Annotated in this window: 14 protein-coding genes and 2 pseudogenes; 7 read left to right on the plus strand and 9 right to left on the minus strand. The window is 43.5% G+C overall.

Features of this window, described 5'->3' with window-relative positions; translation table 11 throughout:
• Nucleotides 1-15 precede the first annotated feature (15 nt).
• Nucleotides 16-138, plus strand: a pseudogene (locus P253_RS15675) (helix-turn-helix domain-containing protein); the annotation flags it as partial.
• 91 nt (nucleotides 139-229) lie between these two features.
• Here P253_RS15675 and P253_RS14005 read toward each other — a convergent pair.
• The 5 genes from P253_RS14005 to P253_RS14025 all read right to left on the minus strand — a co-directional run bounded on the left by P253_RS14005 (nucleotide 230) and on the right by P253_RS14025 (nucleotide 3,719).
• A complete protein-coding gene (locus P253_RS14005) occupies nucleotides 230-649 on the minus strand; it encodes a PaaI family thioesterase (RefSeq protein ID WP_000029507.1) in 420 nt (139 codons plus the stop codon).
• Between the two features lies 1 nt (nucleotide 650).
• Nucleotides 651-1,115, minus strand: coding sequence for a PaaI family thioesterase (locus tag P253_RS14010; RefSeq protein WP_000378064.1), 465 nt, complete (start codon nucleotides 1,113-1,115; stop codon nucleotides 651-653).
• A gap of 56 nt (nucleotides 1,116-1,171) precedes the next feature.
• Complete coding sequence (locus P253_RS14015) at nucleotides 1,172-2,143, minus strand: BtrH N-terminal domain-containing protein (RefSeq protein ID WP_000186299.1); 972 nt, start codon at nucleotides 2,141-2,143, stop codon at nucleotides 1,172-1,174.
• Nucleotides 2,140-2,766 carry a TetR/AcrR family transcriptional regulator gene (locus tag P253_RS14020; RefSeq protein ID WP_000952904.1) on the minus strand — a complete coding sequence of 209 codons (627 nt, stop codon included), beginning with the start codon at nucleotides 2,764-2,766 and terminating at the stop codon, nucleotides 2,140-2,142. The genes P253_RS14015 and P253_RS14020 overlap by 4 nt, the downstream gene beginning before the upstream one ends.
• 83 nt (nucleotides 2,767-2,849) lie before the next feature.
• Nucleotides 2,850-3,719: a metal-dependent hydrolase gene (locus tag P253_RS14025; RefSeq protein WP_000149466.1), complete on the minus strand. Its 870-nt coding sequence runs from the start codon at nucleotides 3,717-3,719 to the stop codon at nucleotides 2,850-2,852.
• A gap of 656 nt (nucleotides 3,720-4,375) precedes the next feature.
• Here P253_RS14025 and P253_RS16125 point away from each other — a divergent pair.
• Complete coding sequence (locus P253_RS16125) at nucleotides 4,376-4,606, plus strand: IS5 family transposase (protein WP_004656998.1); 231 nt, start codon at nucleotides 4,376-4,378, stop codon at nucleotides 4,604-4,606.
• Between the two features lie 38 nt (nucleotides 4,607-4,644).
• Here the strand turns inward: P253_RS16125 and P253_RS14040 are convergent, their stop codons facing one another.
• The 3 genes from P253_RS14040 to P253_RS14050 all read right to left on the minus strand — a co-directional run bounded on the left by P253_RS14040 (nucleotide 4,645) and on the right by P253_RS14050 (nucleotide 7,836).
• Entirely contained in the window at nucleotides 4,645-5,859 is a 1,215-nt protein-coding gene (locus tag P253_RS14040) for an NAD(P)/FAD-dependent oxidoreductase (RefSeq protein WP_001193555.1), read from the minus strand.
• Nucleotides 5,860-5,945: 86 nt separating this feature from the next.
• Nucleotides 5,946-7,439: a cytochrome P450 gene (locus P253_RS14045; RefSeq protein WP_001089493.1), complete on the minus strand. Its 1,494-nt coding sequence runs from the start codon at nucleotides 7,437-7,439 to the stop codon at nucleotides 5,946-5,948.
• Between the two features lie 76 nt (nucleotides 7,440-7,515).
• Nucleotides 7,516-7,836: a 2Fe-2S iron-sulfur cluster-binding protein gene (locus tag P253_RS14050; protein WP_000078398.1), complete on the minus strand. Its 321-nt coding sequence runs from the start codon at nucleotides 7,834-7,836 to the stop codon at nucleotides 7,516-7,518.
• Between the two features lie 139 nt (nucleotides 7,837-7,975).
• Between P253_RS14050 and P253_RS14055 the strand changes: the two genes are divergently transcribed.
• From P253_RS14055 to P253_RS14065, 3 genes and pseudogenes are all read left to right on the plus strand, one after another.
• A complete protein-coding gene (locus P253_RS14055; RefSeq protein ID WP_016658810.1) occupies nucleotides 7,976-9,037 on the plus strand; it encodes a transcriptional regulator CypR in 1,062 nt (353 codons plus the stop codon).
• A gap of 225 nt (nucleotides 9,038-9,262) precedes the next feature.
• Nucleotides 9,263-9,967 (plus strand): IS6-like element IS1008 family transposase, encoded by a 705-nt coding sequence (locus tag P253_RS14060; RefSeq protein ID WP_001067790.1) that lies wholly within the window; start codon nucleotides 9,263-9,265, stop codon nucleotides 9,965-9,967.
• A gap of 39 nt (nucleotides 9,968-10,006) precedes the next feature.
• Nucleotides 10,007-10,636: pseudogene (locus tag P253_RS14065) on the plus strand (IS256 family transposase).
• A 179-nt stretch (nucleotides 10,637-10,815) separates the two neighbouring features.
• Here the strand turns inward: P253_RS14065 and P253_RS14070 are convergent.
• Nucleotides 10,816-11,988, minus strand: coding sequence for a replication initiation protein (locus P253_RS14070; protein WP_016658808.1), 1,173 nt, complete (start codon nucleotides 11,986-11,988; stop codon nucleotides 10,816-10,818).
• Between the two features lie 856 nt (nucleotides 11,989-12,844).
• Between P253_RS14070 and P253_RS14075 the strand changes: the two genes are divergently transcribed.
• Together P253_RS14075 and P253_RS14080 are read left to right on the plus strand one after the other, a co-directional pair.
• Nucleotides 12,845-13,618, plus strand: coding sequence for a ParA family protein (locus P253_RS14075; RefSeq protein WP_035363640.1), 774 nt, complete (start codon nucleotides 12,845-12,847; stop codon nucleotides 13,616-13,618).
• Nucleotides 13,619-13,632: 14 nt separating this feature from the next.
• Nucleotides 13,633-14,544 carry a ParB/RepB/Spo0J family partition protein gene (locus P253_RS14080; RefSeq protein ID WP_016658806.1) on the plus strand — a complete coding sequence of 304 codons (912 nt, stop codon included), beginning with the start codon at nucleotides 13,633-13,635 and terminating at the stop codon, nucleotides 14,542-14,544.
• Nucleotides 14,545-14,676 lie beyond the last annotated feature (132 nt).

The following is a 14,676-nucleotide window of genomic DNA, read 5'->3' on the forward strand; positions in this document are numbered from 1 at the left end:
AAGGGCCGTAAGCCGTCACTGACTCCTGAACAAGTGGCTCTGCTGCATCAACGTCTTGAATCTGGCGACTACAAAACCAAGCGAGCATTGGCGAAGGAGTTTGGGATTTCTGCGCCAACGCTGTATCGGTATCAGTAGTAGTTCCAGCTATTTGATATTATTTGTCTATCTATTGAAAATTTTTCTGAGTAAAACAGGGTCGGCATCCTGAACTGAGCTTGCTCCAATTTTATTTGCTGCTAACCGTAAACAGGAATCGACCGATACAAACCAACTTGCCATCAAGTAGTAACTGAACCGATACTGTCGTAATGCGCCGACCCGCACGAACAATACTGGGGACTGCCTGTAACGTACCTATAAATGCTGGCCGCAGGTAATCAAAGGTCATCGTGGAGCATAAGGGCAGCTCATTATCACCACGCTGACGGGCAAGATAGGCGGCGGCGGCCACTTCACCAAAACTCGCGAGAATGCCGCCATGAAACGTGCCAATCATCGGGTTGCCGATATGCGAATCACGAAAGTCCATAAAGTACTGTATTTCTCCATGTTGCATTTCCTCACGAAAACCTAGAAAATCGACAAAAGGCTCGTCACACAATTTTAGTGGGGGTGTTTCCGCGCTCATCTGATTTACTATACTCATATCACTCGCCTCGCGCTTCATTGCTGTCAAAAGAGGGTCCCATCGTGCCGATTGCGAAAGAACCAGTGACAGTAGCCAGTAGCTCACCACTGTCTTCTGCAACCGCTCGGCCCGTGATAAAGGCCACCGTATCGGTTCTACCAATGCAATCCACTATCGCCTTTAAACCTACCGCAGAGGGAATACGTCGCAAAAAATCGACACGCAAATCAATAGTGGCAATCGGCTCTAACGACCGCAATGACGAAAAAATAGATAAGCCGCAAGTCGTATCCAGCAGCGTCACCAAAGCCCCTCGATGCAGTGAGCCTTTACGGTCAGAGAGTTGCTCAGAGAAGGGCATCGTCATCTCGGCATGACCATCGCTCACTGCACCAACACTAATATTGAACATATTGAATAAAGGGTGATTAGTACCAAAAAACGCCTTAGCCATGGTCAGGTGTGCCGTGTTATTACTGTCCATTTTTGAACTCCCGCCATTGCTGGCTGATTTTATTGCGAAAAAATTAGCGGCACGTCTCAAAGTGCAAGGGCGGCATCTGTATAATTACGTTCGGCCTGCATCACCGCCACAATGGCCTCTTCAATGGCGGCATATGGAAAGTTTGTGCTTTCCGAGGCAGACTTCAAACACATGGCTAATGCCGTCCATGCTTTTTCGCAAGCCCTCATTAACAGGGGCAGTCGATATTGCTGTACACTTGCGTCATAGTGAACCGCTTCATCAAGGAATTCAGCGTACATTTTGCGGAAGCCGCCGCCACCTGTGCCACGCTTTTCAATAATTTGGTAGGCAAATCGGGTCGTCCAGTGCCAATCGCCTGTGGCTCCCCAACGACTCAGTTCGGCCAGCCATGTTTCCAGTGCCGATATGCCACTCACAGCTAATGACTTGGCGTTGTCATGGATGACACCGGTAATCATCTCGGGGGTAATTTCGCCTTGAAACGCGGTGGGCGTGAACATATTGCCATAGTGAATAAATGGGGGCTGTGTAGAAAAACGTGCGCGGGTCAGTGCCTCTCGCGTCACCGACAAAACACTCGGACGCTCGGTATCGGTGACAAATACCGCACCTGTCTCTGGATTTCTCGACCAAGCGGCTATGGCGTGACCGGGAAAGTGCGTGCTGCTGTTGAAGTAAGGTAAATAAAAAATATCCGTCAGCAACAGGGTGGGGTGACCCGCATCCAAACATTTCTCCAGCGCGGTGGCTGCCGATTCGGGTGACTCGAAGGTTTGCCACTCAAAGGGTATACCGATACTTTCAAATACGCGCGCTTCAAACCCCAAAGACCGCACATGCACTAAAAATGGCACAGGGGCGTCAGCCATTTCCAAATAGGTCACGCCAAGCCCTGAGCCTAATCCAAAGCACATGGCCTCGGAAATATTCAGCCCATTAAACTCGAGCAAATCACGAATTGCGGAGCTGCCACAATGCCTCCCGATGGCGTGCGTGATACGGGATGGAGTCTTATAGTTGGTCACAGGTTTTTTGCCTCTTCGTGAAAATCTGGATTAAGGATGCCTCTTGTCATCATCTGCCATATCGCATCCGCGATCTGTTCAAGATTGTACTTACCATTTTCTTTATACCAAGTGGCAGCCCAGTTTATTGCTCCTAGCCCAATCAGTCTTAACAGATCTGCATCCACATCGTTTCGGATACAACCATAAGACTGCAGATCATCAAGAATTGTCTGCCAATATCGCTCGTATCTGTCTCTCTCAGCAATAATCTGCTCACGTGCGACTCCATGTACCGAGCGCCACTCAAACAACAACACATAAACCATATCGTCACCCGACATAAGGATATCGACATGTGTCTGCAGTGCCGATTGCATTTTTTTGAGTGGATCTTGAATCGCGGAAGTCGCCTCAACAATCCTGTAAATAGTTCTCTCAATAGCAAGCCGCATCATATCAACCAAAATATCGTCTTTACTACGATAGCGGTAATGCAGACTGCCTGGAAGAATACCACAAGCACTGGCAATTTCTCGCACACTGGTACGCTCAAAACCCTTTTCTCGAAACAGCTTGGCAGAAGCGGCTAATACTCTCTCGCGGTCAGCAACTTCGACTCGCGTAGATTCACTACTCAACATAGTTTGACTCATAACATTATATCAATAAGACAGGTTACTCGACTTGGTCAAGTCGAGTCGAGTCTTTCACGGTCTCTCCTGATCTATACAGCTTTTGCAATGGGGACATTAAAAACAATTCGTGACGCTTCCATAGGGTCTTGATGCTTATCATATTCAGCCAGCCAAGAATTAACCTTTTCTGGGATTTCGGTGTCGCTAGGATGGAAACCTGGCTTAAACCAGTCCAGATAGCGTGGAATAAGTCTGGTAATCAGGCCACGTGGTCCATAGAGGCGATAAAATCCCTTAGCAAGCACCAATGGCTGACCTTGTAGTTTGTCAATTTTCAACATATGCCAAAGAACTGAGCCAACCACCGCATGTACCAGTAGCGTTCCGATAATCAAAGCAGATGCGCGGGTGAAATACCCCCCACCTGCCGCTGTTTCGTAAACATCAAAGGCTACTGTTTTGTGTTCGACTTCTTCTACCCCATGCCACATGAACATGGCACGCATTGCGGGATGAGCATTCTTGAACATCTCACCCTCACCCTCCATAGCACCCTCGCCTAGTACAGCAGTAATATGTTCAAAGGCAGCTGTCATGGCCAACAGATACTTGGCGGGCAGGTGTTTTTGGGAGAGCCGAATAAATAATTTGAATCTTGCGATGACCTTTTCGACATGAATGCCTTGCGACTGCATCACCGCATTATACTGGTCATGCACAATGCCATGTTGCGCTTCTTGGCGAAAAAAGTTTTTGATATCTTCTCTCAGTTTAGGATCTGTGACCAGATCCTGATAGTTACGCACCGACTGAATAAAAAAACGCTCTCCATCGGGGAAGTGAATAGAAAGTGCATCAAAGAAGCGTGTTAACACCGGGTCACCGTCGTTCCAAAAAACTGGAACATCACTTAAATCAAACCGCGGCTTACGTGGCTGGATATTGATCATATGAGTCATGGCGAGAGTTTCCTTGTAAAGGCATCGAATGTCTGTAAACCTGCTATCACATTTGACCTTGAGCAATATTTTTCACCTTGGTCAGGCACAGCAAATATCACACAAGAATTCAACGGGTATTGGTCAAATGACCAAATGCATATTTTGAATATATATTGGTCGATTGACCAAATGTCAAGCCTGTCCTCAAAATTTGATAGAATGAGTTAACAACGCAGCAGGTGAGCCAGATCATCTTTGACATCGAATATAGCTACCAGACCTTTTGGCAGAGGTGTTTTTTTAATGTTAGTTTTTTTACATTAGAGTGTGTTGACGTTTGAAAATATTGATTGCAAATTGGAGGCAGACTCAGAGAATTAAAGCTCTCCCCATCCGAGTCCACCATGCCACGCTTTATGCTGAACGACCAACATTGAGCAAAGATTTCTCCTATGCTCAAGCAACAGGACATTGATCACAAACCAAATTTACGGCTCACCGTAGAAGCCATGCTCTACAGAATGTGGGTGAAATGTCCATGGCTAGACCTACCTCCTGACTGAGTTTGGTCAGCAGCCTAATCTCTACAAAAGATACAACGACTGGTCAGCAAAAGGTTTTTTCCAAAGCATACTCAGGGTTTTATCTACTGACTCTGATATAGAGTAGGGGTTATGGATAGCAATTACGTCAAGGCACATCAACATAATGCACGTGCTGCAACTCACGATCAGGAGGCGATTGGCTTAAGTCGAGGTAGCAAGACAAGTAAGATCCATCTTGCCGTAGATGGGTATGGATTACCCATCGTGTTTGCGATCACGGGTGGTGAATTACACAAAGCCAAAGCTGCACCTGACTTGCTCTCACAGGTATCTATCGATGCCATTCTGATTAACATCTGAATCAGCGTAATGCAAATCTAGCCTGATGTAGTTTTAAGCTACCCCATCAACGCCTGTACCGCAATCGACTCATCCGCCAACCGCAGTGGATCGACCGCCGTACCAGCCGTGATCAGCTTTTTGCTTAGCATAAACTCCTGCGGACGATTCACACAATCCGCCGCAATCAGGCGACCCGCCTGCAAATAAAACGCTGCAAAGCTACGCCTTTGCTGCACATCACCCCGAATCACGATCTGATCATACCCCTGACTGAGTCCCGCAATCTGCAACTTTAGATCATACTGATCTGACCAAAACCAAGGCAAACTCTTCGAGGTCCGCTGTAAGCCACACAAGGTCGCCGAGGCAATTTTGGCCTGTTCATTGGCGTTTGGTACCGACTCCAAGCGCATCCGCCGCTGATAAATCGGATTAAACGCATTGGCACAATCCCCGATGGCCACAATCTCTGGCGCACTGGTACGGCAATACTCATCAATCACAATACCATTGTCCACCTGCAAGCCCGCGTCCAGCGCCAACTCGATATTCGGTACAACCCCGACCCCGATGATCACCAGATCTGCATCGAACATCGAACCATCGGCACACAGCACCGCTTGCGCCCGCCCCTCACCCGTGATCGCCGTGACCGACACACCGGTATGAATCGTCACACCCTGTTCGCGATGAATCCGCGTATAAAAGTCCGACACTTCCGGTGCAGTTACCCGCTGCAAAATCCGCTCGGCGGCTTCCAAGACCACCACCTGCATGCCCTGCTCGGTCAATGCGGCGGCTGTTTCAAGACCGATATAGCCACCACCGATCACCACTGCTTTGCCGTTGGGTTGTACAAATGGCTGGATAGCCTGTACATCGCTGATATTTCTAAGATAATGCACACCTGCCAAATCAGACCCAGCCAGCGACACCGTCCTGACTCGTGCACCGGTACACAGCGCCAACTGGTCATACGCAAGCGTACTGCCATCTTGTAGTGTCACGCTGCGCGCTGCCCGATCAATCGCAACCACCCGCCCGTGCCGAAATTCGATCTGATTTTTTTGATAAAAAGCGGCTGGCCGAATCAATAACTCATCGACCAGTTGTGCACCGCATAAAAAGGTCTTGGACAACGGCGGTCGATGATACGGCAAATACGGCTCATCGCCGATCACCACAATCTCGCCCTGCCAGCCATCTGGCCGCAGACTTGCCGCCAACTGCGCCGCAGCATGACTTGCGCCAATGATGACGATTGTTTGCATATGAATTCACTCAGTTCATGGTTGATGCACAGCATCAATTGTTGCCGACGACAGTTGCAAAATGCCTCTGTCGCCTATTTTGATACCTACGCTTTGGCAGTCAGTTTGACCATCATCTTGGCATAGCCGCGCACAAAGTTAGATTGCACAATTTCTGGCTCACCCAAAACCTCAATATTTTCAAAACGCTGAAGCAGCTCTTCCCATAAGATTCGCAACTGCATCTCGGCCAAGCGATTACCCATACAGCGATGCACACCAAAACCAAATGACAGATGATTACGCGCACCTTTACGATCAATGATCAATTCATCAGGTCGCTCAATCACTCGCTCATCGCGGTTGCCAGAAACGTACCACATCACCACCTTGTCGCCTTTTTTGATGGTCTGACCGTTAAGCTCTACATCTTGCTTGGCAATCCGACGCATATAGGCCAGCGGGGTTTGCCAGCGAATAATTTCGGATACCATGTTCGGGATCAAGCTCGGATTGTTTTTGAGTTTGACGAACTCATTTGGAAACAGGTTAAGTGCGTATACCCCACCCGTCATCGAGTTGCGTGTGGTATCGTTGCCGCCGACAATTAGCAAGACCAAATTGCCCATAAACTCCATCGGCCGATAAATCAGGTCTTTAGTCGCTTCGTTTGACTGCATCAAGCTGATCAAATCATAGCCCATTTCAGCGCCTGCAGATTTTTGTGCGGCTTTTCTATGCCATAACTCCGCAAAATGCTTTGCTGCATCGACTGCTGCATCAAAAATCTCATCCAAATTTGTCACTGTCCCACCTGTGGCCTCCGCAGTGCCAGCCATCAAGTCTGACCATTCAACCAATTTGTGCCGCTTTTCGTATGGGAAATCAAATAATGTTGCCAACATACGGGCTGTCAGCTCAATCGAAACATTCTGCACCCAATCAAACGGCTGATCCGTTGGCAACTGATCCAAAACCTCTTGCACGCGTAGCCGAATCAAACCCTCTAGCTCTTTGAGATTTTTTGGTGCGACTACATCCTGTACGGCCTGCCGCTGCACATCGTGCTTGGGTGGGTCCATTGCAATAAACATTTCAGCATCTAACCCAGGAGGGGTGTTGCCAATCGCGATCACAGGTTCAGCTGAAAAAATCTCATGATTTTTATCGACATAGACAATATCATCGTAACGCGTGACCGACCAAAATGCCCCAAACGGACTGTTGGCTTGATAATGTACCGGTGCTTCATCACGCAGCCGCTTAAAGTAAGACTGCCATTTTTTTTGCTTGTATAAAAATGGGTTGCTAACATCAATCTCAGCAAGTGCCAGTGTTGCAACTTCTGGAATCGGTTGCTCGATAAATGCAGGAAATTCTTGCACGTTAAACACACGGAATTTGGCTTTTTGCATCCACTGAATGCCGCGAACCTGCGTGTGCAATGGGACAAAACGGGTCACTTGACCATGCAAAAACTGCTTGCCCGTTTGAAACTGCTCATTAGACTTGACTTTATCCGTAACCGTGGTTGCTACGTCTGCAGCGGTGCTGGTGACAGTTTGGGTTATTTTCTCAAAAATTTCTGCGACTGAGTTCATGATGGTCTCCTGACTGAGCATCGTTGACGAGGTGTGTTTGTTAAGGCGGTTGATCCGCTGGGTTACAGCTGACGTGTTACATCTGAAACTCAGGCAGATGTACCGTCATGCCATCCATTGCATCGGTCACTTGGATACAACACGCCAAACGTGAGGTGGCAGCACGCTCTGGGGTCATTTCCAACATCTGCTGCTCATTCGCTTGTGCCGTACCCGCAACATCCGACCACTCAGCACTGACAATCACGTGGCAGGTACCACAGGCGCATTCGCCACCGCAATCCCCATCAATTCCGGCAACACCGTTTTCAACCGCCAACTGCATTAGTGACTTACCCGCTTCGATTGCAACGCTGGTTTGTGCACCATCGTGGGCAATAAATGTAATTTGGCTCATGGCTACGACTCCGATTTGGCTTAATTTCACTGTTCAAGCTCAAGATTACGCACTCTCTGCGGTTCTGTAGAGGTTATTATTTGACAAATAGAGGTCATAAAAAGACAATATTACCTCGTCAGCCAATAAAGCATATTCCATGTATCAGACTCACTCAGGCAAAGAACCCGCGATCATTCCGTGTAGCTATACCCGTTTGATCGGTCGAGAACTGGACTTACAAGCGCGCGATCTGCCGAAATTATTAAAATTCACTGCGCTGACCACTGAGCAACTGATGCGTGATGACACCATGATCACGGCCAGCCAACAAGCTCAGATCCTGCAAAACAGCATAGATCTATCAACATCTGAACAGTTCGGTTTGCGCTTGGGTCAGCGCCTAACTCCCTCAACGCATGGTGCGATGGGCTTTTTAATTAATAGCAGCCCGAACTTATTGGCCGTGTTACAAGCGTTTCAAACTTTTTTGCCGACCCGTATGAGTTTGATTAGGCTCGAAACACACACCAATGCTGAGTGGACGACCTGCTTGATTTTCTTTGAGCAGACCTTGAGTCATGCAGTACATCGGCTACTGTCCGAAACTGTTGCGGTGATTTTTTCGGAATGTGCCGAATTTATTGTTGGACGACCGCTGACCGAGGCGGTGATTCAGTTTAGCCATCCCGCCCCCGATCATCATGCCTGTTACGCGGATTATCTTGCCGGTACCTATCAGTTTGATCAGCCACAACTGTCGATCCGAGTGCCGACCGAGTTGTGCTTGATTGCCAATGCATCCGCGCAGCACGATAGCTATCTGCTGGCGATGCAACAATGCGAAATGATCCTCAACCGGCTCAAGACCCAACAACACAGCACCACCTACCAAGTGGAAAAAGCCATGCTGTCCTATCCGCTCGGGCAACTGAGTGAAGAGGATCTGGCTGCAGCCTTGTTTATGAATAAGCGTACGCTGGCCAGACGTCTGGTCAAAGAGAACACGAGTTACCGGCTGATTCGAGATCGGATTTTATCTGAGAAAGCCAGTAGTTATTTACATGACCCTCAAATATCGGTCGAGGCAATTGCCAGCTTACTGAATTACCACGACTCTGCTAATTTTCGGCGCGCGTTTAAACGCTGGTTTGGTGTATCACCAAGTGCTTATCGGCGAAAAATCACCCATCGGCAAGAAGAAAATGACCTGAGAGAATGAGGTTGTTCGTATGATTGTTAATACGTTGAAACATCAATACGCCCTAGAAAAATACCTTAAAACGCTATGTCAGAGATGGCAATCATATGGCAGCCCTCCACTTCCAATCCGATAACCTCAACTCAACCCAACGCTTGCAACCCGCTGTGAACTCTGTAGAGGGGCACTGTTGCAAATAGGCTGACATGATAAGCTAAATATCTTATTTATTTCGAGATACAGCAGATGAATCCCTTCCATGGTCGGCACTTTCAAGGTGAAATCATTCTTTGGGCTGTTCGTTGGTATTGTAAATATGGCATCAGCTATCGTGAACTTCAAGAAATGCTCGCTGAACGGGGTGTGAATGTTGACCACACCACAATTTATCGTTGGGTTCAGCGTTATGCTCCAGAAATGGAAAAACGCTTACGCTGGTATTGGCGTAATCCTACAGATTTACATTCATGGCATATGGATGAGACTTATATCAAAGTGAAGGGGCGATGGACTTACCTGTATCGTGCAGTTGATCAACGTGGTCATACGATTGACTTTTACCTTTCCGCTAGACGGAACAGTAAATCAGCCTATTGTTTTTTAGGAAAAATCTTCAATACGGTGAAAAAATGGCAAATTCCACGGGTCATCAATACAGATAAAGCAGCGACCTATGGCCATGCTTTATCACGGTTAAAGCGAGAAGGAAAATGTCCAGTAGATATTGAGCACAGGCAGATTAAGTATAAAAATAATGTCATTGAATGTGATCATGGTAAGTTAAAGCGGATCATCAGGGCCACATTAGGATTCAAATCTATGAAGACGGCTTATGCCACAATTAAAGGTATTGAAGTCATGCGTGCACTACGTAAAGGACAAGCATCGTCATTTTATTATGGTCAGCCTCAAGGTGAAGTGTGTCTAATCAACAGGGTTTTCGGTCTCTAAGCACTTTTAAAAAGGAACTTCATCGACTCAAATCTCTATTTGCAACAGTGCCGATTAAATACCGAAGGCCATAAAGAACCGCTGGGTCTTTACCTGTCAGAAAGTGAAGGTGATAATTATTGGCTCAGCGTACTCATAGATTTGCAGAACCGTGGCATACAAGACATCCTGATGCCTGCATTGATTGGCTTAAAGGCTTCCCTGAAGCAATTGCTACGATATTTCCGCAGACAGAAGTACAGTTGCATTATTCACCAAATCCGCAATAGCTTGCCTTATGTGGCCAGTAAGGATCAAAAAGCTTTTATGATAGATCTGCAGCCTGTTTACCGAGCAGATATCAAGCAGGCAGCTAAAATGGCGCTAGATGAGCTGGAAGCCAAATGGGAAGATAAATACAAGAAAGTCATTCGTTGATAGCGTGAAAAATGGCATTTACTCAGTGCCTATTTCAAATATCCCAAAGCAGTTAGGGAGCCGATTTATACTACCAATGCGGTTGAAGCAATACATCGCCAATTCAGAAAACTGACAAAAAACAAAGGGGCTTTTCCGAATGAAAATAGCCTGCTGAAATTGCTGTATATTGGTATTCAACAGGCTTCTGAAAAATGGACGATGCCCGTAAAAATTGGGGGAAAATCATCTACAGTGATCGATTTACTTTGAAAGTAGACACTTGCGGAGCAGTGCTCCTCATATAATTAAACTCTAGGCAATTAAGCTGACACAGAATTTAGAACGCTCTCATTACCTATTTGCATTTGTGTTCAGGAGCAGCCCTGTTAATCCATTATACCTTATAAATAGATTATTTCTTCAGTGTAGCAACTTGCTACACTTTTTTTCTAAATCACTTCTTTACCGAAAATATCATTTAAACGATCACGAATACTTTGTACAAATTCAGGATTATTTTTCAACTTGTGCTTCATATTACGTTTGAAATCATTCAGGCTCATTCCGATTTCAGCAAAATCCATCTGGAATAAAGTATCGTTAACTACAATATTGGCTTGAGAATCAGTTAAACATCCAACTTTTTTGAACCACTTCTTGAACTGATTGTATTTTTCATCATTAATAAAAATATACCAGGAACGCACATTAGTATCGAATTTTGCACCCAGCTCTTTGACAAGAGCGTTATCTTCAAATGCTACATCTAAATAAATTTTCTCAACTGTTAGAGTATCACTAACATTCTTTTCAGCAATACGGTGTTGTAATTTGAAATTTACACCTACTATGGGACGTCCTTTCTTAATTGTTTCATATTCCAACTGTAGATCAGTATTTTCATTAATTTCTGCCACAATCTTATCTAGAACATAACGTCTGAAATCTACCCAGCGATCATACTTTGTTTCATTAATATCAATGATGGCCTTAAGATTTTCCAAAAGTAGTGGAATTTCATAACTTTTTTGATTCGTGTACTTAAATTCATTTTTGATAAAGTAAGTATATAAACTCATGCTTGCTACAGAATCTAATGCAAATAGATGTTTGAGCTGATAGGTTGTGAAATTCCCTCCAGCAAGTTGAGTAAAATATGGTAGAACTTCACTGGTAAAACGAATCTGTATGGCATTTTTTGAATCATCTTCCCATCGCAACTCTCGAATGATAGGCACTACAGAATGTACTTTTTTGGTCTTTCTTTTACCATCGTCAGCAGGTTCTTCAATAATAAAATGTGCAACTCTTGACGAAAGCTCTTTGTAAATCCGGTCAATTGCCACATTAATTGAATTACGTTTACTAAGGCCTAATAGATCAGCAAGATCATCTTTGTACAAATATATATAGGTCTGTTCAGTAATTTCACGGTCTACGCTATTTTTTTCTCCATAATTAGCTACAGCCATTGCATACAGAAGAGCTTTGTATTCATTCGCAGATAGCTCAATCGGACGGATCAAGCGGTTACTGGTACTAACTACTCCATTATGGCGAATATTGCCAATACAGTAAGGGATATAGTTCGATTCTTCTTGCAATGGATAGGATTCTGTCATAACCGTGATATTTATAATTTGACTATGATTTTATATACAAAAGTGGAAAATCTTTCAAGGCTTTCACCAAAACAATGCAAAGGTGGAAGGTTTGTCATCAAAAAGGTGCATAAAAGGATCAATTCGATCACATAAGTGGAAAATAGCATTTTTTTCCACTAATAAATGACAGATCTTCCACTTTTAAGGAAATAAAATCGACAATAAGATAGATTTCAACCTATTCAACACTTAGTTATAACTTATTTGTTTAGAATTGAAACACTGATGTGACAAGGCTTCCACCTTTACTTAATCAGCGAGGGAGAGGAAAGAGTATATAATCATCAATAATTTTTTAGATAATTTTAAGTTATCCACAACAAAACTAAGATAAATGACAAATCTTCCACCAATGAAAGGGAAAATAAAGATTTTATCCACATAATAAAAGATTGTTTTTATTATATTTTATTTAAAAAAATCACTATATTTAATTAATGCATGACAAACTTTCCACTATAGTGACAAGTCTTCCACTTTTCGATGACAAACCTTCCACTTTTAAGTGACAACTACTACACTTTTCGATGACAAGTCTTCCACTTTTAAGTGACAAACCTTCCACTTTTCGATGACAAGCTTTCCACTCTTAAAATCATAAGTTACTGTTTTTTAAATCAAAAAAACGGCTCTAATTATTAATTAGCTAAATATATAATTATACTAATTTTAATTAAGCTAGCTTAACTAAAAATTTAATTTTTAAGTTGTTTTACATCTGAACAAACAGGGTTTATAAATTTAAAAACTATAGTAAGTTTAGTGAAAGTTATTTATATTAACTAACATTCGAATACGGAAGCATATGACACGTATGTCTGCAAAAATTATTGCTGTTGCCAATCACAAAGGTGGGTGTGGTAAAACAACAACAGTTGTTCATTTGGCATCAGAACTTGCAAACTTGGGCAACAAAGTTCTAGTTATTGATTTAGATCCACAAGCAAATGCAAGTTTGCATATTGGAGTTCAACATCCTAGTGAAATGGCTGTTACAACGGCCGAATTACTCGTGGGTGATATTTCTTTGCTAGCTGATGCCTTACAAGAAGAAACCAATTTTGATAATGTATCATTAATTTACGGATCCCTGAATTTGGGAAAAACCGAAGACCAGCTTAAAGAAGAAGCACCACGTCCCTCTGAAGAACTCGCAATCAAACTAAAATTACTGAAAGATCTGTACGATTTTATACTTATTGATTGTCCACCTAGCCTAAAATTATTGACCAGTAATGCTTTAGCATCATCTACCCATGTGATCATTCCCATTGAATCAGGATCACAATATGGTCTTTATGGGGTAACAGACCTTCTAAACCATCTTGAAAAAATTAAGCGTATTAACCCAGATCTCAAACTATTAGGGGCATTATTGATCAAACATGATGAACGCCAAAATGTTTGCAAATTGATTCGTGATGAAGCTTTGAAGCAAGTTGGAAAAATTTTAGAAACAACTATTCCTCAAAGTACCAAAGTTAACCAGGCAGCAATTTTGCAGCAGTCACTTTTGAAAGTTGAAAAAGGCTCAAAAGTGCGTAAGGCATTTGAAAGTCTGGCATCTGAAATTGTGGCTAAAGTATAAAATCTGAGAATATTATGGCGAGCACGAAAGAGCTTTTAGCTCAGAAATTGAAACAGAATACGCAGAAACATCAACAAGCACAGAAAGATAATATTAAGGAATTGAAGGAGTTTCGGCGTAATGTTCCAATTGAAGATATCAGTAGGAGTCCAAATCAGCCTCGCAAAACATTTGACGAACTAGAGCTGAAAGAACTAGCTGATTCTATTGAAGAAGTAGGACTTTTACAGCCAATTACTGTTCGTAAACTTGATAATTTGAAATATGAACTGATTGCTGGTGAACGTCGTCTACGTGCGCATCAGTTACTCGGTAAAACAGTTATTGAAGCGATCATTATTGATGCTAATAATGATGAAGCTTCCTTATTGACGCTTGCTGAGAATTTAAAACGCCAGGATTTGACGGATTATGAAATTTTTGTTGGTCTGAATGCATTAGATGAGAAATTAAAGAAAAACAAACAACGTTTGGCTAAGTCTCTCGGTTTAAATCGTGAAGATATGTATAAATACCTATCTTATGAAAAATTACCTGAAGTGATATTAAAAGATTTAGATGCTGAGCCAAATTTACTGGGTCGTACTGCTGCTACTGCATTCAAAAAGTTCCTATCAGATCATCTTCAGCAGCTTTCAGAAGCTGAAACAGTACTCCTTAAAGCTTGGGAAAAAGTTAAAGATAAAAAGCTTGAACAGACTAAGGCAGCAGCATATGCGGAAAAATTATTTAGTCAGGGTTCAGATAAGCTCACGACCGCCTCAGTCGTTAGAAAAATAGAATATGCAGGTAAGGTTGCTGGAAATATTAAGCTTAGTGATAAACAACTAAAAGTCTCACTAAATATTTCACAAATTGATGAAGCAAGCTTACAGCAGCTTGAGAACTTCCTGAAAGAGTTAGTTCAGAAAAATGAAAAAGTGTAGCAACTTGCTACACTCTTCTTTACGAGATCTCTAAAAGTATAATTTTTAGAATATATAAAAATGCTTAGCCTATTGTTGTGAACGTTGGCGGTATAAGTGCTAAAGAGTGAAGAGAACCCAGCCGAGGCCAGG

Origin of the sequence: Acinetobacter indicus CIP 110367, from assembly GCF_000488255.1 — a bacterium.
Lineage (GTDB): Bacteria > Pseudomonadota > Gammaproteobacteria > Pseudomonadales > Moraxellaceae > Acinetobacter > Acinetobacter indicus.

Bases quoted from the DNA above. Each gene is read 5' to 3' on its own strand.
- P253_RS14060 (WP_001067790.1), top strand. From the start codon at position 9,263: ATGAATCCCTTCCATGGTCGGCACTTTCAAGGTGAAATCATTCTTTGG.
- P253_RS14050 (WP_000078398.1), bottom strand. From the start codon at position 7,836: ATGAGCCAAATTACATTTATTGCCCACGATGGTGCACAAACCAGCGTT.
- P253_RS14005 (WP_000029507.1), bottom strand. From the start codon at position 649: ATGAGTATAGTAAATCAGATGAGCGCGGAAACACCCCCACTAAAATTG.
- P253_RS14020 (WP_000952904.1), bottom strand. From the start codon at position 2,766: ATGTTGAGTAGTGAATCTACGCGAGTCGAAGTTGCTGACCGCGAGAGA.
- P253_RS14010 (WP_000378064.1), bottom strand. From the start codon at position 1,115: ATGGACAGTAATAACACGGCACACCTGACCATGGCTAAGGCGTTTTTT.
- P253_RS16125 (WP_004656998.1), top strand. From the start codon at position 4,376: ATGGATAGCAATTACGTCAAGGCACATCAACATAATGCACGTGCTGCA.
- P253_RS14055 (WP_016658810.1), top strand. From the start codon at position 7,976: ATGTATCAGACTCACTCAGGCAAAGAACCCGCGATCATTCCGTGTAGC.
- P253_RS14080 (WP_016658806.1), top strand. From the start codon at position 13,633: ATGGCGAGCACGAAAGAGCTTTTAGCTCAGAAATTGAAACAGAATACG.
- P253_RS14075 (WP_035363640.1), top strand. From the start codon at position 12,845: ATGTCTGCAAAAATTATTGCTGTTGCCAATCACAAAGGTGGGTGTGGT.
- P253_RS14070 (WP_016658808.1), bottom strand. From the start codon at position 11,988: ATGACAGAATCCTATCCATTGCAAGAAGAATCGAACTATATCCCTTAC.
- P253_RS14025 (WP_000149466.1), bottom strand. From the start codon at position 3,719: ATGACTCATATGATCAATATCCAGCCACGTAAGCCGCGGTTTGATTTA.
- P253_RS14040 (WP_001193555.1), bottom strand. From the start codon at position 5,859: ATGCAAACAATCGTCATCATTGGCGCAAGTCATGCTGCGGCGCAGTTG.
- P253_RS14045 (WP_001089493.1), bottom strand. From the start codon at position 7,439: ATGAACTCAGTCGCAGAAATTTTTGAGAAAATAACCCAAACTGTCACC.